The 18647-nt window shown below is 71.3% G+C and carries 20 protein-coding genes; 11 read left to right on the plus strand and 9 right to left on the minus strand.

Annotated features, from left to right (window positions below; translation table 11 throughout):
• The 4 genes from AB0927_RS11310 to AB0927_RS11325 form a co-directional block, all read left to right on the plus strand.
• A partial coding sequence (locus AB0927_RS11310; protein WP_366667300.1) for a D-alanyl-D-alanine carboxypeptidase occupies nt 1–1935 on the plus strand: 1935 nt, incomplete at its 5' end.
• Between the two features lie 153 nt (nt 1936–2088).
• Nucleotides 2089–3969: an MFS transporter gene (locus AB0927_RS11315; protein WP_366667301.1), complete on the plus strand. Its 1881-nt coding sequence runs from the start codon at nt 2089–2091 to the stop codon at nt 3967–3969.
• Nucleotides 3970–4035: 66 nt separating this feature from the next.
• Nucleotides 4036–4428, plus strand: a complete 393-nt coding sequence (locus AB0927_RS11320; protein ID WP_366667302.1) for a hypothetical protein — start codon at nt 4036–4038, stop codon at nt 4426–4428.
• 99 nt (nt 4429–4527) lie between these two features.
• Nucleotides 4528–4713 carry a hypothetical protein gene (locus tag AB0927_RS11325; RefSeq protein ID WP_366667303.1) on the plus strand — a complete coding sequence of 62 codons (186 nt, stop codon included), beginning with the start codon at nt 4528–4530 and terminating at the stop codon, nt 4711–4713.
• A gap of 77 nt (nt 4714–4790) precedes the next feature.
• Here the strand turns inward: AB0927_RS11325 and AB0927_RS11330 are convergent, their stop codons facing one another.
• Nucleotides 4791–5903, minus strand: coding sequence for an ADP-ribosylglycohydrolase family protein (locus tag AB0927_RS11330; RefSeq protein ID WP_366667304.1), 1113 nt, complete (start codon nt 5901–5903; stop codon nt 4791–4793).
• 194 nt (nt 5904–6097) lie between these two features.
• On the opposite strand from AB0927_RS11330, the gene AB0927_RS11335 reads away from it, so the two are divergent.
• The gene (locus AB0927_RS11335) at nt 6098–6832 is read left to right on the plus strand and encodes a hypothetical protein (RefSeq protein WP_366667305.1); all 735 of its coding nucleotides are present in this window, start codon (nt 6098–6100) and stop codon (nt 6830–6832) included.
• Between the two features lie 51 nt (nt 6833–6883).
• Here AB0927_RS11335 and AB0927_RS11340 read toward each other — a convergent pair whose 3' ends face one another.
• The 5 genes from AB0927_RS11340 to AB0927_RS11360 form a co-directional block, all read right to left on the minus strand.
• A complete protein-coding gene (locus AB0927_RS11340) occupies nt 6884–7051 on the minus strand; it encodes a hypothetical protein (protein WP_366667306.1) in 168 nt (55 codons plus the stop codon).
• Nucleotides 7048–7395, minus strand: coding sequence for a DUF6247 family protein (locus AB0927_RS11345; protein ID WP_366667307.1), 348 nt, complete (start codon nt 7393–7395; stop codon nt 7048–7050). The genes AB0927_RS11340 and AB0927_RS11345 overlap by 4 nt, the downstream gene beginning before the upstream one ends.
• Before the next feature lie 99 nt (nt 7396–7494).
• A complete protein-coding gene (locus tag AB0927_RS11350) occupies nt 7495–7893 on the minus strand; it encodes a hypothetical protein (protein WP_366667308.1) in 399 nt (132 codons plus the stop codon).
• Nucleotides 7894–8090: 197 nt separating this feature from the next.
• Nucleotides 8091–9545, minus strand: coding sequence for an IS607 family element RNA-guided endonuclease TnpB (gene tnpB / locus AB0927_RS11355; protein WP_366667309.1), 1455 nt, complete (start codon nt 9543–9545; stop codon nt 8091–8093).
• Nucleotides 9542–9727: a hypothetical protein gene (locus AB0927_RS11360; protein ID WP_366667310.1), complete on the minus strand. Its 186-nt coding sequence runs from the start codon at nt 9725–9727 to the stop codon at nt 9542–9544. Before AB0927_RS11360 ends, tnpB begins: the two co-directional genes overlap by 4 nt.
• A gap of 622 nt (nt 9728–10349) precedes the next feature.
• Between AB0927_RS11360 and AB0927_RS11365 the strand changes: the two genes are divergently transcribed.
• The 5 genes from AB0927_RS11365 to AB0927_RS11385 all read left to right on the plus strand — a co-directional run bounded on the left by AB0927_RS11365 (nt 10350) and on the right by AB0927_RS11385 (nt 13376).
• Nucleotides 10350–11195 carry an FxsB family radical SAM/SPASM domain protein gene (locus tag AB0927_RS11365; protein WP_366667311.1) on the plus strand — a complete coding sequence of 282 codons (846 nt, stop codon included), beginning with the start codon at nt 10350–10352 and terminating at the stop codon, nt 11193–11195.
• A 23-nt stretch (nt 11196–11218) separates the two neighbouring features.
• Complete coding sequence (haaN, locus tag AB0927_RS11370) at nt 11219–11698, plus strand: cyclophane-containing RiPP N-acetyltransferase HaaN (RefSeq protein ID WP_366667312.1); 480 nt, start codon at nt 11219–11221, stop codon at nt 11696–11698.
• A gap of 76 nt (nt 11699–11774) precedes the next feature.
• Nucleotides 11775–12587 (plus strand): helix-turn-helix transcriptional regulator, encoded by an 813-nt coding sequence (locus AB0927_RS11375; RefSeq protein WP_366667313.1) that lies wholly within the window; start codon nt 11775–11777, stop codon nt 12585–12587.
• On the plus strand, nt 12584–12772 hold the full coding sequence (locus AB0927_RS11380) for a DUF397 domain-containing protein (protein WP_366667314.1): 189 nt from the start codon (nt 12584–12586) through the stop codon (nt 12770–12772). Before AB0927_RS11375 ends, AB0927_RS11380 begins: the two co-directional genes overlap by 4 nt.
• Before the next feature lie 82 nt (nt 12773–12854).
• Nucleotides 12855–13376, plus strand: a complete 522-nt coding sequence (locus tag AB0927_RS11385; RefSeq protein ID WP_366667315.1) for a DUF2165 domain-containing protein — start codon at nt 12855–12857, stop codon at nt 13374–13376.
• Here the strand turns inward: AB0927_RS11385 and AB0927_RS11390 are convergent.
• Together AB0927_RS11390 and AB0927_RS11395 are read right to left on the minus strand one after the other, a co-directional pair.
• Nucleotides 13369–13935 carry a hypothetical protein gene (locus AB0927_RS11390; protein ID WP_366667316.1) on the minus strand — a complete coding sequence of 189 codons (567 nt, stop codon included), beginning with the start codon at nt 13933–13935 and terminating at the stop codon, nt 13369–13371. The two genes, AB0927_RS11385 and AB0927_RS11390, sit on opposite strands and share 8 nt — an antisense overlap.
• Nucleotides 13936–14005: 70 nt before the next feature.
• A complete protein-coding gene (locus tag AB0927_RS11395) occupies nt 14006–16594 on the minus strand; it encodes a bifunctional FO biosynthesis protein CofGH (protein WP_366667317.1) in 2589 nt (862 codons plus the stop codon).
• Nucleotides 16595–16736: 142 nt separating this feature from the next.
• On the opposite strand from AB0927_RS11395, the gene AB0927_RS11400 reads away from it, so the two are divergent.
• The gene (locus tag AB0927_RS11400) at nt 16737–18281 is read left to right on the plus strand and encodes a CehA/McbA family metallohydrolase (RefSeq protein ID WP_366667318.1); all 1545 of its coding nucleotides are present in this window, start codon (nt 16737–16739) and stop codon (nt 18279–18281) included.
• Here the strand turns inward: AB0927_RS11400 and AB0927_RS11405 are convergent.
• Nucleotides 18250–18636 (minus strand): hypothetical protein, encoded by a 387-nt coding sequence (locus AB0927_RS11405; RefSeq protein WP_366667319.1) that lies wholly within the window; start codon nt 18634–18636, stop codon nt 18250–18252. The two genes, AB0927_RS11400 and AB0927_RS11405, sit on opposite strands and share 32 nt — an antisense overlap.
• Nucleotides 18637–18647 lie beyond the last annotated feature (11 nt).

Here is an 18647-nt window from a genome sequence, read left to right on the forward strand (position 1 = left end):
TCCACAGACACCGAGACGGCCACCGACGCGGACGGCGAGCCCGACACGGGCGCCGAGACCCCGGCAGACGGCCCAACCGCGGACGCCGAGGCCGACACCCGCCCCGCGTCCTCCACAGACACCGAGACGGCCACCGACGCGGACGGCAAGCCCGACACGGGCGCCGAGACCCCGGCAGACGGCCCGAACGCGGACACGGAAGCCGAGACCCGCCCCGCTGCCTCAGCGGGCGCTGAGGCAGCCCCCGACGCGGCTGAAGGCCCGAACGAGGACGCCGACGCCGACACGAAGGCCGAGACCCCGGCGGACGAGGCGGACGCCGAGGCGGCAGGCGAAGACCCCAAGGCGGACGCCGGCAAGGAAGCCGACGCCGAGCAGGAGAACCCGGCGAAGGGCGCGGGCGCGAACGCGGACGCCGGGGTCGATCAGCCGACCACCGTCTTCAAGGCCGTACGCCCCAAGACCCCCCAGGTCGACCAGCCCACCACCATGCTGAAGGTCGGCAAGCCGAAGCCGGCCGAGTCCGACCCCGAGCGCACCAGCAAGTTCGTCGCGCTCAAGAACGACGTGGCGCAGCAGCCGAAGGCCCGGCCGGCCGACGAGACCGCCGTCGTCCCCCGGCTCGGCCCCGAGCGCACCACGCAGCAGCCCCTGCCGCCCAAGCCCCCGCTCGACCTCCTCGCGGAGCTGACGAACACACCCCCGCCCCCGGCGACCCCGGCCCGCACCCTCCTGCGGCGGGTCAAGATCTGGACCCCCCTGGTCATCCTGCTGGCGATCGTCTTCGCGGTCGTGCAGACGCTGCGCCCCATCCCGGCCCCCACGCTCGCGCTCACCGCGAAGGACACCTACACCTTCGACGGCGGCCAGGTGAACCTGCCGTGGCCGACCGAGGGCCAGGGCTGGATGGACGGCGACGGCATCGGCACGATGGGGAGCTTCGGCAAGCAGACCCCCGTCGCCATCGGCTCGGTCGCCAAGACGATGACCGCGTACATCATCCTGCGCGACCACCCGCTGAAGCCGGGTCAGGAGGGCCCGAAGATCAAGGTGGACGCCCTGGCGGAGAAGGAGGGCGGCTACGACAAGAGCGACGAGTCCACCCTCAACACCGTCCACGCCGGCGACTTCCTCACCGAGAAGCAGGCGCTGTCGGCCGTCATGATCCCCTCCGCCAACAACATCGCCCGGCTGCTGGCCCGCTGGGACGGGGGCTCGGAGGCGGCGTTCGTGAAGAAGATGAACGCCACCGCCAAGGAGCTGGGGATGACCGGTACGACGTACACCGACCCCTCGGGCCTGAAGGAGACCACCGTCTCCACCGCCCAGGACCAGGTGCGCCTCGGCCGCGCGGTGGTCAAGATCCCCGCCCTGGTCGCCATCACCAGCGCCGCGAGCTGGACCGACCCCACCGGCCACAACTGGCCGAACTACAACTCGCTCCCCTACTGGATCGGCGCGATCGGCATCAAGACCGGCACCACCACCGCGGCCGGCGGCAACCTCCTGTTCGCCGCCCGCAAGAAGGTCGGCGGCCAGACGGTGACCGTCGTCGGCGCGATCCTCGGCCAGCACAAGCCGTCGATCCTGGAGACGGTCAACGAGGTCAGCAAGACCGCGCTGCTCGGCGCCGAGCACGCGCTGACCTCGGCGAAGATCCTCAAGAAGGGTGACGTGGTCGGCTACGTGGACGACCAGCTCGGCGGGCGGACCCCGATCGTGGTCACGCGGGACGTCACCGCGGTCGGCTGGTCGGGCCTGAAGGTCGAACTGTCCTTCGCCTCCGACACCGTCCCGCACACGGCGAAGGCCGGCACCGAGGTCGGCACGCTCACGGTGGGCGACGGCACCACGGCCGGCGTGAAGGTCCCGGTGGCCCTCCAGCAGGACCTGGCCGCGCCCGGCTTCGGCGCGAAGCTCACCCGCATCGGCTGAACACACGCCCCCGCGCACCCCGTCACGGCACCCCACCCGGGAGCCCCGTGGCGGGGTGCGTGCTAGCGTCACGAATCGGGCAGGTCGCCGGTTCCCGGGACACGGCCACGAACTGGACGAGAACAGAAGACGGGACACGGGGAGTGCCTTCAGGTGGCCACTGCGGAGCCGACACGCGCCGACGACGCCGAACCGGGCCCGGGAAGCGGCCCACGAATACGCCTGTCCACGCCTGACGCGGACACCGGCGCGAAGGGCCGTACGAGCGGCCGTACGGGTGGCGGCGCACCCGGCGGCCGGTTCGCGCGCTTCCTCGCCCCCCTCGAACCCCTCCGCGTCCGCATGCTGCGCCACCCCGTCCTGTGGGTGACCGCGCTCGCGGGCGTGCTGCACATCATCTGGTTCTTCACGTTCGCGAACAGCGGCGGCGACCTCGCGGCGCAGGACGCGTGGGCGGAGTTCGTCGGCCGGCACCCGGACTCGGCGTACAACCTCGCCTGGTACGGGGGCATGCACCCGGTGTCGTACAGCGTGGTGTCGCCGTATCTGATGGCGGTGCTCGGCGTCCGTACGACGATGATGATCTCCGGGACGGTGTCGGCGGGCCTGCTGACCCTGATCCTGATCCGCAGCCGGGCCGTGAAGAACCCCCTGTGGGCCTCGCTCGCCGGGGTCTTCGCGCTGCTGTGCAACGCGCTGTCGGGCCGGGTGACCTTCGGGCTCGGCACGATGATCGCGCTCGGCGCGGTGGCGGCGGTGTTCTGCTGGCCGTACCGGTGGCGGCGCAGACGCTGGGCGAAGGCGGCGGTGGCGGCACCGCTGGCCGGTCTGTCCACCATGGCCTCGCCGGTCTCCGGGCTGTTCGTCGGCCTGGTCGCGGTCGCGCTGTTCCTCCAGAAGCGACGGCCGGGGGCGTGGGCGCTCGGGCTGGCCCCGGCGGCGGTGGTGGCCGCGTCGTACTTCCTCTTCCCCTTCTCCGGCACCCAGCCGATGACGATCGGCTCGGTGAGCCTGCCGCTGGCCTACGGCCTGCTGTGCCTGTTCCTGGTGCCGAAGGAGTGGATCACGGTCCGGCTGACGGCCGCCGTCTACAGCCTCATGGTCGTGGCGGTGTGGTTGGTCAGCTCGCAGATCGGTTCGAACATCTCGCGGCTGCCGATGCTGATCGCGGGGGCGACGCTGATCGCGGCGCTGCCGTTCACGGTGCCGAAGTCGCGGAAGTGGTACACGATCGTGGTGGCGTTCCTGGGGTTCGTCGGGTGGATCGGCTACAAGTCGGTGGACGACATCATGCACACGACCCCGACCGCGTCCTGGGCGCACGAGCTGGCGCCGCTGGTCAACCAGTTGCAGAAGGTCGGCGCGGAGCGGGGGCGCGTCGAGGTGGTACCGGCGCGTTCGCACCGCGAGGCCTCCGCGCTCGCGCCGTACGTCAACCTGGCGCGCGGCTGGAACCGGCAGGCCGACATGGAGCGCAACCCGCTCTTCTACGACGACACGCTCAACTCGGCGAACTACCACGAGTGGCTCCAGCGGTGGGCCGTGCACTTCGTGGTACTGCCGAAGGACAACCCGGACGGGGACGGCGGCGAACGCGAACGCGAGCTGCTTCAGCGCGGGATGCCGTACCTGACGCAGGTCTGGGGCGACGCCAACTGGCAGCTGTTCCAGGTGACCGACGCGACCCCGCTGGCCGAGCCGAACGCGGTGGTGGACCGGGCCGAGCAGGGCGAGATGACCCTGGACGTGCGCAAGCCCGGCCGCATCCTGATCCGGATCCCCTACTCCCCCTGGCTCAGCGTGGTCGACGCCCACGGCAAGAGCCTGAAGGCCCCGCAGGAGGTCCCCTCGGCGCCGGGCACGGAGAAGACGTACCGCAACCTCAACGGCTGCCTCATGGAGACCCCGCAGGACGCGAACGGCGACAAGTGGACGATGCTGCTCGCTCCCCGCGCCGGCACGTACCGCCTGGCGGCGCCGTACCAGCTCCCCCGGGGGACGCCGTGTCCCGATGCCCTGAAGCAGGGCAACTGATCCGACCTCCGCGCACCCGCGCTCATTTTTCTCAGTTTTCCTCACAGAGAGGGCTATGCTGAGGTAATGAGCAAAGACGTCTCCGTGGACGATGCCACGTTCGCCCAGATCATGCTGCTCGCCCGCGCCTGGGAGGTACCGCCCGGCGAGGCGGTGCGCAGACTGATCGAGCACTTCCAGCAGCCGGCCCCGGCGGTACGGGCCGGTTCGGGGGGCGAGGGGGACGTGGCGGTCCACGCGCTCTACGGCGGCGAACGGATCGAGGGCGCCTACGACCCCGCCTCCGGCGCCCTCACCATCACCGGCGGTCCGGCGGCGGGGCACTACCGCACCCCCAGCGGGGCCGCCAGTGCCGTGCTCCAGGCCGTGAACCCGCATGTGAAGCCCAACCGCAACGGGTGGAGCTTCTGGACGGTCACGGAGACGGGGAAGCTCCTGCAGACGCTGCGCCGACCGTGATTCTCATGCCTCATACTTGCTCTCATGGAGAGCAGCGAGCTACCGTGGTGTGCCGCCCGTCGGTGACGTGCCGTCGGGCGTCACGGAGGAGAGCCGTACGTGCACAACGATCGTGAGCCGCTGCTGAGCGAGCGGTCCGCCCTGATCTTCACCCTGGCCGGACTCGCGGGCGTCGGGGCGGGGATCCTCACCGCGTGGAAGGGCGGCGGCCCGGCGGCCGCGGTCCTCGTCGGGGCCGCCGCCTTCGGCTCTGCCACCTACTTCTTCCGCTCCATCATCGCGTGACGGCCCGGCCCGGCGTCCTGACGTGAGGGGCCGGAGGGCCTGTCGCGGGCGGTTATCCGGGGGCCTGCCGCGGGCGGTTATCTCGGGTACCGCGCCAGCCACCCCGGTGCCGAGCCCGCCGGGCCGTGCAGGGCCGGGCCCTGGGTCATCTCCATGGCGAAGTCGTCGGCCAGTTCGAGGATCGTGGGGCGGCCTTCCAGTTCGGCGAGCCAGGCCGGGGGGAGGGCCGTTTCGCCGTGGAGGGCGCCGAGGAGAGCGCCGGTGAGGGCGCCCGCGGCGGCGGAGGGGCCGCTCTGGTTGACGGCGAGGCACAGGCCGTGCCGTACGTCCTCGCCGACCAGGGCGCAGTAGACCGCGGCCGCGAGCAGGCCGTCGGCCGCGCCGTCGCCGGTCAGTTCCTCCACCCGCGCGGGGCTCGGCATGCCCTGGCGTACCGCGCCGAGCGCATGCTGGAGGGCGTCGGAGACCGGCTGGTGGCCGGGGCGCACGGAGAGCAGGGCGAGAGCATGCTGCACGGCGCCGTCCAGACTCTCCCCGCGGGCCAGTCCGTGCACGATCACGGCGTACGCGCCCGCCGACAGACAGCCGACGGGGTGGCCGTGGGTCTGCGCCGCGCATTCCACCGCGAGCTGTACGACGAGTTGGGGCTCCCAGCCGACCAGCAGCCCGAAGGGCGCCGAACGCGCGACCGCCTCCGGCCCCCGCTCGGCCGGGTTCTTGGGCTTCTCCAGCGTGCCCATGGTCTCGTCGCCGAACCCGATGAGCAGCGGCCGCGTGGGCCCCCGGCGCGCGTACAGCCACTCCTCGCGGGCCAGCCAGCCGTCCTCCTCGCGGCGCTCGTCCGGCCCCCAGTCCCGCTGGGTGGCGGCCCACCGCAGATACGCCCGGTGCAGATCGGTCGGCGGATGCCACGCGCCGGTGTCGCGGCGCACCTGGGCGCGGATCAGCCCGTCCACGCTGAACAGGGTCAGCTGGGTGTGGTGGGTGATGGTGCCGCGCCGCCCGTGCCCGGCGGCGAGGTCGAGCAGCCCCTCGGGCCCGTGGGCCGCGCGGATCTGTTCCAGCGTGAGCGCGTCGGCGGGCCCGCCGAGAGCGTCGCCCACGGCTGCCCCCAGCAGGGTGCCGCGCACCCTGCTGCGAAAGTCCTGCTGCTCGGCACGGCCCCAGACGGCACCGGTCGTCGTAGCCACCCAGACCCTCCTCAGGCACCGCCCGCCCGTACGACGGTCCGCACTCTAATCGACCGCGAAGACCCGGCTCGGCGCGCCAGGGCGACCCTCACGGGTCGTTCACGTCCGCCGACGACCGCTTCGGCACCGTCCGCTCTGGCTAGACTGCGGCACCTTGATCTTGCTGGGGGGAAGACGTGGTATCAACCGCCACCGTGGCCCGGTTCCTGACCGGTGTCCTGGTCATGGCGTCGGCCGTGGCCTGCACGAGCAACGCCCAACCCGTCCGCGCGCACCAGGCCAAACCCCTCCGGCCGATGTCCGCGGCAGAGCTGCGCACGCATCTGCTGCCCGCCGTCCTGCCGAGAGGCTGGACTTCCGAGGCCGATCCGGCGGATCCGGGGGCGGGCAGTCCCGCGAAGGGCATGCCCGACTGTGGTGTCATGGACGGCGGAGACATGGCGGACACGGCGGCCAAGGCCGCGGTGGCGACCGCGACGGCCTCGTTCAGCGGAGGACACAGCTCCGGGGGCGGTGTCTTGGCCGGCGGCGAGACCTTGTACTCGTTCTCCGGAAACGGCGCCGCCCAAGCGATGCACCGCATACGCCGGCTGGCGGTCGAGTGCGCGAAGGTCGTCACGCCTGGCATACCGACGCTCGAAGTGCCCGACTCCACGAGTCGGTTCACCGCCGCCCCCGGGCCCCACCTCGGTGATGACAGCATCCGGATACGGGCCAGCGTGTTCTACAGCGACCGCCCCAAGGACATCCGGTACGACGACGCGATGGTCGTCCGCGAAGGCAACACCCTCATTCTCCTGCGGTGCGTCCCATCGACCCAGACCGACGTGGACACGATCCTGTCGTTCATCCCCGAAGCCGACGCGCAGGTGCGTTCGCGGCATCCGGCACCGGTGGGCGAAGCCCTCGGGTCCGGTAGCCGCCTCTAGCGGGCGAACTTCAGCGGGAGTGGGGGCTTAAATCGGCGTGGCGGAGCCGGCTCAGCCGTACCGGGACCCTCGGTCGAAAGGCCGCCCCACCTTGACGGCATCGCGACCGAGCGCCGCCAGTTCGGCCGCGAGGCGCTCGACTTCCGCGACCACCCCGGGTGGCAGGCCACCCGTGATGTACTCCGCGCTCGGGTTGTAGTCCCAAGCCCAGTCCGTCACAGTCCGGCCTCCGCCTCGGCTGCCGCGCGGATCGCTTGGATCTCGGTGATGGCGAGCGTCGGGTCCTGCTCCCCGGCGTCCACGATGACTTCCAGCTCTCGCAGGCGGGCCGCCCGGTGAGGGTGCCGCTCGATGGCGACGAACACGGCCCACGAGTGCACGAAGGCGCGCAACGGAGCAAGACTCTGAGTCTGTTGGGCATTGGTCGTGGCTTCGAAGAGGTGCTGGGTGAGTGCGGGAATCCGGCTCGGGGCGATACGCGTCACCGCTGCCCGCAGCGCGTCCGGGGTCAGCTCGGGCATGGGGATGAGCGGTCCGTACGGGCCGTCGGTCTGGGCGCTCACGGTGGCCTTCCGGTGCGGATGGGGCGGTCCTCGTACGGTACCGGTGGAACCGGCGGTACGACGGTGACGCGGCGCTCGTCGCCGGTCCCGCTCCCATCCTCATGCCGCCTCAGCGGACGAGCGGCAGTCGCGGCAGCGGCCCGGTTGTGGGGAGCGGAAGGCGCGGTCGCAGCCGTCGCAGTTCTGGAGGGGGGCCGGGCGGGGAGTGGGGGTCTGCGGCGGTGGGACCGGGAGGGCCGGTGGGAGCTGGGTGGCGAGGCGGTGGGAGAGGAGGGCCGCAGGGTGCTTGATCGGGTCCTGCGGGAGGCCGGACGTCAGTGCGTGAGTGACCGCCGTCGGCGACACGCCCCGCTCCAGCCATTCGGTGACGGCCGGGACGAGGCGGTGCACGTCCCGTTCCGTCAGCAGCAGCCGTGGGTCGCTGGCCCGCAGGCCGGCCAGGAGGTCGGCCGCCGGGGTACGCCGGTGCGGTGCCGGAGGCGGCACGGACTCAGCCACAGACGTGGGCTCGGGCGGAGCCGCCGGCTTGTGCTCAGGTTCGGCGAGTGGCGCGGCCGCCGCTCGCACCGCGCTGCGGGGCTTGTTGTACGAGATCGCCCGGGTCCTCACTTGCGCCCCGATTGAAGACGCTCCGTTGCTGAGACCGTAGTCAGGTCTTAGCAATCCGGACGTTTCCGCCCGGAAGGTCCGTCTCGTCACCAGAGCGTGAGGGCTTCGGCTTGAGTACGGTCTCTCGCTTCCGTCTGCCGCTGGTGCGGCAGGGTTGCGCCACCTGCCCGCCCCGCCTCCGCCTTGCGGCGAGGGCGGGTGGTGCGGGTCTTCTGGTCGGCTCCACGAGGCTTCGACACCGCTTGGGTGTCCTGGTCTCCGGCCACTCCGGTACCAGTTGTTGCGGCTGCCGCGAGCGCGGCGAGGTTGAGTGCGGCGTTGTCGTCCCGGTCGATGACCAGGCCGCAGGCATCGCACTGGTAGGTCCTCACGTGCAGCGGCAGTTTGGCTTTCACCACGCCGCACCCGGAACAGGTCTTCGAGGAGGGGTACCAGCGGTCTGCCGCGATGGTGCGGGTGGCGTGGCGCTGGCGGGTCTTGCAGGTGAGCTGGCGGCGGATCTCCCCGAAGCCGGCGTCGGCGATCCTTCGCGCGAGACGCCGGTTACGGAGCATCCCGGCGACGTTGAGGTCTTCGACCACGACCGTGCCGTACTCGGCCGCCACGGCGGTGGTGAGCTTGTGCAGAGCGTCCGCGCGGAGGCTGGCCACCCGGTGATGCACCTTGTTGCGGGCGGCGTCGGCCTTCTCCCACCGCTTCGACGGCTTTTGCCCGGTCCGCCGGTCGGGGCCCTGGCGTCGGGAGACGACGCGACAGGCGCGGCGCAGCTGCTTGCGTGCACGGTCGTAGTGCCCGGGATTGGCGATGGTGCGGATCTCGCCGGTGCTGTCGGCCATGACCGCGAGGGTCTTCACCCCCAAGTCGATGCCGGCCGCCGCGTGCGGCCGCGCCACGCGTTCGAGGTCCCGCTTGACCTCGGCCTGGAACGAGACGAACCAGCGTCCGTGCTCGTGCCGCACGCTCGCGGACAGGATCCGGGCCGTTGCGGCCCGGGCGCGGGCGAGAAGCTTCACCGTGGGCTCGTGGGTGCGGATCGTGCCCAGCCGGGGCAGGGTGACGTGACGGCCGTCAGCGTCCACGCGGATCACGCCGGTGGTGAACCGGCAGGCCAGGCGCGTCTTGCGCTTCGATTTGAACTGCGGCACACCCATCCGCTTGCCGCGCCGCTTGCCGTTCTTGGACTTCGCGTAGTTGTCGAACGCGGCCGACGCGTTCGCCAGGCCGGTGGAGTACGCCTCCTTGGAGTTCTCTTCCCACCAGGCGGCGAACCTCGGATCGGTTTGCTTGGCCTCGTTGAACGCCTTCCGCAGCGCGGGCAGTGACCACGGCCGCCACTTCGTCAGCCCGGCCTCGCCGATGCCGTAGGACTCCTCCGCGCGGCGCTGCCACCAGGAGGCGGTCACCCAGCCGACGGCCCAGTTGTAGGCGGCACGCGCCGCGCCGCAGTGCGAGCGCAGAGCATGCTCCTGGGTGGCGTTCGGGTCCAGAGCGAAGCGATACGCCTGCACCACGAACCCGGGCCGCGGCTGAAACTTCCTCACTCGGCGGCCTCGCCGGTCGCCACGGCCACCGCGCGGGCGGCCCGGTTCTTCGCTGCCCGCCGCCCGTACAGGCGCGCGTCAACGACGGTGAAGTTGTCGTAATGAGGCTCGTTCACGTGGGTGACGCCGGACGAATGCCGGGACCTGGGACGCGAGGGCGCGTTACGCTGCTTGTCAGTCATCGGGAAGACGCTTCTTCCTCGGTGATCAGGCCCTCGTATCGGGATGGCAGTCCCGGCGAGGGCCGATGCATGTCTGCGGGTTGTCATCGCTGACGCTGCACCACAAATGCCCCGCCACGCCAGTTTCGCCGGGCATATTCACTCCGGGGAGTGAGCGACGGGGGCGGTGGGGGTGGGTTTAATTCTTTCCCCGGTTCTTTGGTCTTTGGCGTCGCGCATCACCGGGTCGTGGAGACGCGGGACCCGGTCACCCCCTTGGCGTGGAACTGGCCTTGACGCAGCTCTGCGATGACTGGTCCTCTTGCCTTCCGACGTGCGCCGGGATTCGGGAGGCTCATGAGGATCAGGCGAGGTGCGGCGCTCGCCGCGGTCGCCGTCATCGGCGTAATCACGACGACGCTGGCCGGTCTCGTGACGAACGTCGTGTCGGCACAGTCGCGTTGGCTGGCCTGGCTGCGCTGGTTACAGGTTCACCCGTGGCTGTCGTTCGTCATCCTGGGGACCGTCACCGCGGGGCTGACAGCCGTGCTCGCCACCGCATCTGGCCGCCCTGCTGCGCGCACTGCGGGACGGCATACCGAGCCGTACCGACATCCGCTTCGAACTCCAGACGAACGCGACCTTGTTGGCTCCCGCCTGGCTGGACCTCTTCGAGCAGTACGGCGTGACGGTGGGCGTCAGCCTCGACGGACCCCCGGGCGCGAACGACCGCCACCGGCTAACACACAGCGGCAGGTCGAGCACCGCCGCCACGGTGCGTGGCATCGAACTTCTCCGTTCACGCCCGCACTTGTTCGCCGGCCTCCTCGCCGTCGTGGACCTGGCCAACGACCCGGTCGAGGTCCACGACCATCTGGCGGCCTTCGAGCCGCCCGTGATCGACTTCGGGCTGCCCCACGCGACCCACGACGACCCGCCGTACCGGACGGACCCCCGCGCACCCGAGTACGGGTACTGGATGAGCCGGGTGTACGACACCTGGCTCGCCCGGCCCCGGTGGCGGCACAGCATCCGGATGCTGGAGGACATCGTGGCCCTCGGCTCCGGTGTGCGCGGGTCCGTGGAGACACTCGGGCTGGCCCCGCCGACCAGCGTCGTGATCGAGTCCGACGGCTCGGTCGAGGGCGTGGACACCCTGCGGTCGGTCGAGGAGGGCGCATCCCGGCTCGGGCTCGACGTCTTCCGGCACTCCTTCGACGAGGCTCTGTCGCATCCCAAGATGCTGCACCGCCGGTACGGCACGGCCGCGCTCGCCGAGAAATGCCAGGGCTGCCCTGTCGTGGCCGTATGCGGCGGGGGCTACCTTCCACACCGCTTCAGCGCCGACGGCGGGTACCGGAACCCGTCCGTCTACTGCGCGGACCTGGAGTACCTGATCCGGCACGTACAGAGCTCCCTGCGCCGGCATGACTGGACGCCCGGGGCCGTACCGCCGGAAAGTGATCACGCGTTGGAGGGTACGGAGTGACCGAGGAACGACAGGAGGCGCGGATGACCGTGACGATCCGTCCAGCGGAGAAGCGGGACGTGCCCGCGCTGGCCGAGCTGATCGGGGAGATCGAGCGGTTCTACGGGGTGGCCGACACCGACATCCAGCCGCTGGAGGAACGCCTCTCCCAGGTGGAGGAGGCCCTCTTCGGCTCTCCCCCGCTGGCCGCCGCCCTGCTCGTGGAGGACGACGCCGGGAACGTCGCCGGGCTCGCCGCGTACTCCTTCCTCTGGCCGGCCGCGGGCTCCTCGCACTCCCTGTTCCTGAAGGAGCTGTACGTCCGCGACAGCCTCCGCCGAGCCGGCGTCGGCGCCCGTCTCATGGAGGAACTCCGTGCCCTCGCCGCCTCGCGGCCGGGATGCAGCCGGGTGGAGTGGATGACCGACCGCGACAATCCGGGGGCGCGGGCCTTCTACCGGTCCCTCGGGTTCGCCGAGCACGAGGGGAAGATCGTCTACCGGATGGATCCCCGTACGGCGTGATTCTTCTGATTCCCGTCACCTGCCGTACCGAGCCCTCCCTAACCTGATCGTGACAACGGTCACACGGAGGGTGAGCATGGAGGACGAGGAGGCCGCGGCCGTACTCAAGGCGGCCGGGCGGCAGATCAAGCTGTGGCGGGAGGCCGCCGGGCTGAAGCAGGGGGAGCTGGGCGCGCGGATCGGGTACAGCTGGGAGATGGTCTCGGCGGTGGAGCGGGGGCGGAGAGCTCCCAAGCCGGACTTCCTGAACGCGACCGACGAGGTGGTGGGTGCGGGCGGGAAGGTCTCCGCGATGCAGGAGGACGTGGAGAAGGCCCGGTATCCGAAGAGTGTCCGGGACTTGAAGAAGCTGGAGGACGAGTCCCTGGAGATGGGCGCCTACACCGTCCTTCACATCCATGGCCTGCTCCAGACCCACGGCTACTCGCAGGCGCTGTACGAGATGCGTAAGCCCGCGCTTTCGGAGGAGGAGATCGAGCAGCACGTCGCCGCCCGCATGGCGCGCAAGGCGGTCTTCGAGCGCACTCCCCGGGTGCAGCTCACCTTCGTGCAGGAAGAGGCATCTCTGCGGCGCCCAGTCGGCGGCGCCTCGGTGCTGCGGAAGCAGCTCGAACACCTGCTGGAGGTCGGCAGGTTGAGGCACGTGGAGATCCAGGTGATGCCGACGGACCGGGAGGACCACGCCGGGGTGAACGGCTCGTTCCGTGTGCTGAAGCAGCGGGACGGCAAGACACTCGGATACACGGCCTCCGAGTTGCACGGCCGGGTGCTCAGCGACCCAGGCGAAGTCCTGACGCTGGAGATGCGTTATGGAATGATCCGGGCACAGGCCCTATCCCCCCGGGAATCCCTGGCGTTCATCGAGAAAGTCCTTGGAGAGGTGACATGACCGGCTCTGCCCTGACCTGGTTCAAGAGCAGCTACAGCGGCAACACCGAGCCCGACTGCGTCGAAATCGCCGTCACCCCCGCCGTCGTCCACGTCCGCGACTCCAAGGACAAGGACCGCGCCCGTCTCACCGTCGGCGAGGCCCCGTGGGCGGAGTTCGTGGAGTTCGCCGCTCACTGCGCATAGCACCCGCCCCTCCCCGAGGCCGGGCCGCATTCTGGCGCAATGGGCACGCGCCAACCCGGCTTCGGCCAGGGAGAATCCAGCCATGACCACCACCGACCCCGCGCGCCACTCCAGTCACAGACTGGCCGCCGGTGTACTCACCGGGATACTCGCGCTGTACATAACCCTCGTCGCACTCGGCAACATCACGGACTTCGGGACGAACCAGCAGTTCGTGCGGCATGTGCTGGCGATGGACAGCACCTTCAAGGATCACGATCTGATGTGGCGGGCCATCACCAGCACCGCCCTTCAGGACACCGCCTACGTCCTGATCATTGCGTGGGAGACGGTGGCCGCGCTGGTGTTGATCTGGGGCACGTACCTGTGGGCGGCGCGGCGGGACGACGCGTTCGCGCGGCGCGTTTCCACCTATGGGCTGCTGATGCTGCTCGTGCTCTTCGGGGCCGGATTCATCGCGATCGGCGGTGAGTGGTTCGCGATGTGGCAGGCGAAGGCCTGGAACGGGGAGGATTCCGCCACCCGCGTCTTCCTGCTCAGCTCGGTGGCGTTGATCGTCAACCACCTGCCGGGAAGCAGGAATTCGGTCGCCCCTACTACTTGACCACCGTCACGTTCGTGCCCTGATCACCGAAGGACCACAGGGCGGCGCCGTCCTGCTTGTGCATGCGGATGCCGCCCAGCTTCTTGCCCTGTGCCGGGGGCGGCGAGGCGCCGTCCAGGGCGTTGGAGAAGGCTATGTTCACGCCGTCGACCATCGCGACGTACATGATGTGTTCGATCGGGACGCCGTCCGAGCCCGTGATGGACTGGGTGCGCTTGATGATCGAGTAGCGGCCGGGGGCCGGGCTCACCGTGCCCGGCCACACCTCGAACGTCCGGAGTTCCTTGCCGGTCGCGTCGACCAGCCACACCCGCTTCGCGCCGAGCGAGTAGACGATCCGGCGGCCGTCGCCCGAGTCCGCCGGTAGCGCGGGCGGGCCCGCCGGCGGTTTCGGCTTGGCGGAGGCGTGGGTGCCCGCCGACGCGGATGTGCTCGGTTTCACGCTCGCGGCCGTGGGGTGCGGCCCGTGGTCCGCCTGTACGGCGAGGGCGACGACGGCCACGGTCGCCCCCACCGTCAGACCGGAGACCCAGGCCCAGGAGGGCAGTCGGGCAGCCACGGGTACGCATCTCCTCCGCTATGGGTCCCCCACTCGGACCGGGGGTCGGATCATCGTACTCAGTCCGTCTTCAGTCCAGCACGGGGAGCAGGTCGGGGAGGTGGCCGTCGGAGGCCGCCGCCGCGCTCTGCCGCTCCTCGGAGACCTCGCCGTAGAGCGTCGTCCGCGGTTTCGCCGGGCGGCCGGCCGCCTCCGCGACGGCCACCAGGTCGCGGACGGACTTGTACGAGCCGTACGACGAGCCCGCCATCCGGGAGATCGTCTCTTCCATCAGCGTGCCGCCGAGGTCGTTCGCGCCGGAGCGGAGCATTTCCGCCGCGCCCTCGGTGCCGAGTTTGACCCAGCTTGTCTGGATGTTAGGGATCCAGGGGTGGAGGAGGAGGCGGGCCATGGCCGTGACCGCGCGGTTGTCGCGGGTGGTCGGGCCGGGGCGGGCGATGCCGGCCAGGTAGACCGGCGCGTTGGTGTGGATGAAGGGGAGGGTGACGAACTCGGTGAAGCCACCGGTCTCCCGCTGGATACCGGCCAGGGTGCGCAGGTGGCCCAGCCAGTGGCGGGGCTGGTCGACATGGCCGTACATCATCGTGGAGGAGGAGCGGATGCCCAGTTCGTGGGCGGTTTTCACCACCTCGATCCAGGTGGCCGTGGGCAGCTTGCCCTTGGTGAGGATCCAGCGGACCTCGTCGTCCAGGATCTCCGCGGCCGTGCCGGGGATGGTGTCCAGGCCCGCTTCCTTCGCCGCCGTCAGCCACTCGCGGACGGACATGCCGGTGCGGGTGGCGCCGTTCACGACCTCCATCGGGGAGAAGGCGTGCACGTGCATGCCGGGGACGCGTTCCTTGACGGTCTTCGCGATGTCGAAGTACGCCGTGCCGGGCAGGTCCGGGTGGATGCCGCCCTGCATGCACACCTCGACCGCGCCGACGTCCCACGCCTGCTGGGCGCGGTCGGCCACCTGCGTGAGGGAGAGGGTGTAGGCGTCGGCGTCGGTGCGGCGCTGGGCGAAGGCGCAGAAGCGGCAGCCGGTGTAGCAGACGTTGGTGAAGTTGATGTTGCGGGTGACGATGTACGTGACGTCGTCGCCGACCACCGACTTCCGTACGTCGTCGGCGATCCGGCACAGCGCGTCCAGTGCCGGGCCGTCCGCGTGCAGGAGGGCCAGGGCCTCGGCGTCGCTCAGGCGCGTCGGGTCGTCGGCGGCGGTGCGCAGGGCCTCCCGTACGTCGGTGTCGATGCGCTGCGGCACCATGCCGGGGGCGGCCGCCTCGCGCAGGGCGTCCCAGTCGCCGTACACCTCGTCGTAGTCGTCGCGGCGGTCGGTCGTACGACCTTCCGTGTCGATGGTGCGGTGCAGGTCCGTACGGCCGGTGGGCGTGAAGGTGTCCTCGGGTTCCTGCCAGGGCAGGCCCTCGGGGCGGGCGTCGGGGCGGGCCAGGCCGGTCTCCGGGTCGGCGAGCGCGGCGACGTGCGGGCGCAGGCGGGGGTCCAGCCAGGGTTCGCCGCGGCGGACGAACTCCGGGTAGACGCAGAGGCGTTCGCGCAGTTCGAAGCCGGCGGCGCGGGAGCGGTCGGCCAGTTCCTCGATCTGCGGCCAGGGGCGTTCGGGGTTGACGTGGTCGATGGTCAGCGGGGAGACGCCGCCCCAGTCGTCGATGCCGGCGCCGATCAGCCGCTCGTACTCGCTGTCCACCAGGTTCGGCGGGGCCTGGAGGCAGGCGGCGGGGCCCATGATGTGCCGGGCGACGGCGATGGTGGCGACCAGTTCGTCCAGTTCGGCGTCCGGCATGCCGCGCATCGCCGTGTCCGGCTTGGCGCGGAAGTTCTGGATGATCAGTTCCTGGATGCCGTGGTAGGCGCGGGAGACCTTGCGCAGCGCGAAGAGGGACTCGGCGCGCTCCTCGTAGGTCTCGCCGATGCCGATCAGCAGGCCGGAGGTGAAGGGGACCGAGGAGCGGCCCGCGTCCTCCAGCACCCGCAGGCGTACGGCCGGTTCCTTGTCCGGGGAGCCGTGGTGCGGGCCGCCGGGCTCGGACCACAGGCGGGTGGCCGTGGTCTCCAGCATCATGCCCATGCTCGGCGCGACCGGCTTCAGGCGCTGGAAGTCGGTCCAGCTCATGACGCCCGGGTTGAGGTGGGGCAGCAGGCCGGTCTCCTCCAGGATGCGGACGGAGATGGCGCGGACGTAGGCGATCGTGTCGTCGTACCCGTGCGCGTCGAGCCACTCGCGGGCCTCGGGCCAGCGGTCCTCGGGCTTGTCACCGAGGGTGATCAGGGCTTCCTTGCAGCCGAGCGCGGCACCCTTGCGGGCGATGTCGAGCACCTCGTCCGGGGACATGAACATGCCGTGGCCGGCGCGGCGGAGCTTGCCGGGGACGGTGACGAAGGTGCAGTAGTGGCACTTGTCCCGGCACAGCCGGGTCAGGGGGATGAAGACGCTCTTCGAGTAGGTGATGACGCCCGGACGGCCCGCCTGTTCGAGTCCCGCGTCGCGCACGCGGGCGGCGGAGGCGGCGAGGTCGGTCAGGGCTTCGCCGCGGGCCTGGAGCAGCACCGCGGCCTCGGAGACGTCGAGGGCGACGCCGTCACGGGCGCGTTTGAGGGCGCGACGCATGGAGTTCTCGGTGGGGCGGCCGGGTCCGGGGGTCGCGGGAGTCGTCATGACTCCACGATACGTACGGGTGATCAGGAGTGATCGGAGATGAACGGAGGTCTGGGGATCTCTGGGGGTGGTCGCGCCGTGGCGGAAACCCTGTCTCCTTCTCGCCCACGGGAGTTCACGTCGGGCCCGCACAATGACGGCCATGTGTGACGACACGCACGATCACGCACGGGGAATCGCCAGGCGCGCGCTGTTCGCGACGGGTGCCGCCGCGGCCCTTACCTTGGGAACCGTGAGCTTCGCGGCGGCGGACGGCCAGAGCCAGGAGACCCGGACGGTGCGCGGCACCCTGCCGCCCGGCGCGCCCGACTTCGTGTACGTACCGGTCGACATCCCGGCCGGAGTACGGGAGTTGCGGGTCTCCTACACCTACGACAGGCCCTCGGTCCCGGCCGGCACCCAGGGCAACGCGCTCGACATCGGCCTCTTCGACCAGCACGGCACCGAGTTGGGCGGCACGGGCTTCCGGGGCTGGTCGGGCGGCGCCCGCACGGAGTTCTTCGTGCGCGCCGACGACGCCACCCCGGGCTACGTGCCCGGCCCGGTGCGCGAGGGCACCTGGTACGTCGCGCTGGGCCCCTACACGGTGGCGCCACAGGGACTGTCGTACGAGCTGACGATCACCCTGACCTACGGCGAGCCGGGTGAGACTCCCCGTCCGGTGTACCCGCCCGCCCGGGCGCGGGGCCGGGGCCGGGACTGGTACCGGGGCGACTGCCACCTGCACTCCTGGTACTCCGACGGCCGCCGCACCCCCGCCGAGATCGCGGCCCTCGCGCGGGCGGCGGGCCTGGACTTCATCAACTCCTCGGACCACAACACCCACGCGTCCCACCCGCACTGGGCGGACGAGGCCGGCGACGACCTGCTGATCATGCTCGGCGAGGAGATCACCACCCGCAACGGGCACGTGGTGGCGCTCGGCACCGAGCCCGGCACCTTCGTGGACTGGCGCTACCGGGCCCGCGACAACCGCTGGGCCCGCTTCGCCCGCGACATCCGCCGGGCCGGCGGCCTCGTCGTGCCCGCCCACCCGCACGCCACCTGCGTCGGCTGCGGCTGGAAGTTCGGCTTCGCCGAGGCGGACGCCGTGGAGGTGTGGAACGGCCCCTACACGCCCGACGACGAGGCGACCCTGGCCGAGTGGGACAACCTGCTGGTCGCCTCGGTGCGCCAGGGCCGCCCCTGGCTCCCGGCGATGGGCAACAGCGACGCCCACCGCGATCCCGACTCGATCGGCCTCCCCCAGACCGTCGTCCTCGCCGACGACCTGACCCGCGAGGCGATCCAGGAGGGCATCCGCGCGGGCCGCTCGTACGTCGCCGAGTCGGGGAACGTCTCGCTGGCCTTCACGGCGACGGGCGGGCGGGGGCAGCGGGCGGGCATCGGGGAGCGGCTGGCGGTCCCCGCCGACACCCCGGTGACCGTCCGCCTGGAGGTCTCCGGCGCGCCCCGCTGTTCCCTGCGCCTCGTCACCGACCAGGGCACCCTGTTCACCAGCGACCCGCTCCCGGTGACGGGCACGGGCACGGTCGAATGGCGTACGACGCCCTCCTACGCGGCGTACGTCCGCGCCGAGGTCCGCCACGAGACGGCGGCGGGACCGGTACCGGGGGCACTGGCGGCGTTCACCAACCCGGTCTTTTTGGGCGAGGTCAGCGGCGCACGGACCGGCGCATCCCGATGATCTCGGCGACCGCGTCCAGCCAGCGGGCGGCCCGGGTCTCGGCCTCCGGGGTGGACGCGGTCCCGGCGGCACCGGTCAGCCACTCGCGCAGCACCTCCGCCGCGTCCGGGCCGGGCACCGGCTCGGGCAGCCCGGCGGCGTAGGCCAGTCCGCCGGCCCGGACGACCTCGGCGAGGAAGGCCAGCGAGCGCGGCAGCACGCCGAGCCGGTCGAGGGTGATGGCGGCGGCGATGGCCCCGTCGCCGAACAGGGCCGTGCGGAAGGCGTCCTGGGTCAGGCCGTAGCGCAGCAGCACGGCGACGTCGGTCGCCGCCAGGACCTCGTCGTCGGTGCGGCTTTCGGGTGTCGGGGGCATGCGGGCCTCGG

The organism is Streptomyces sp. NPDC048106, from assembly GCF_040706415.1.
Lineage (GTDB): Bacteria > Actinomycetota > Actinomycetes > Streptomycetales > Streptomycetaceae > Streptomyces.

Coding starts and splice junctions, on each gene's coding strand:
- AB0927_RS11395 (WP_366667317.1), bottom strand. CDS start 16,594: ATGACGACTCCCGCGACCCCCGGACCCGGCCGCCCCACCGAGAACTCC.
- AB0927_RS11385 (WP_366667315.1), top strand. CDS start 12,855: ATGACCACCACCGACCCCGCGCGCCACTCCAGTCACAGACTGGCCGCC.
- AB0927_RS11360 (WP_366667310.1), bottom strand. CDS start 9,727: ATGACTGACAAGCAGCGTAACGCGCCCTCGCGTCCCAGGTCCCGGCAT.
- AB0927_RS11320 (WP_366667302.1), top strand. CDS start 4,036: ATGAGCAAAGACGTCTCCGTGGACGATGCCACGTTCGCCCAGATCATG.
- AB0927_RS11400 (WP_366667318.1), top strand. CDS start 16,737: ATGTGTGACGACACGCACGATCACGCACGGGGAATCGCCAGGCGCGCG.
- haaN (WP_366667312.1), top strand. CDS start 11,219: ATGACCGTGACGATCCGTCCAGCGGAGAAGCGGGACGTGCCCGCGCTG.
- AB0927_RS11405 (WP_366667319.1), bottom strand. CDS start 18,636: ATGCCCCCGACACCCGAAAGCCGCACCGACGACGAGGTCCTGGCGGCG.
- AB0927_RS11375 (WP_366667313.1), top strand. CDS start 11,775: ATGGAGGACGAGGAGGCCGCGGCCGTACTCAAGGCGGCCGGGCGGCAG.
- AB0927_RS11380 (WP_366667314.1), top strand. CDS start 12,584: ATGACCGGCTCTGCCCTGACCTGGTTCAAGAGCAGCTACAGCGGCAAC.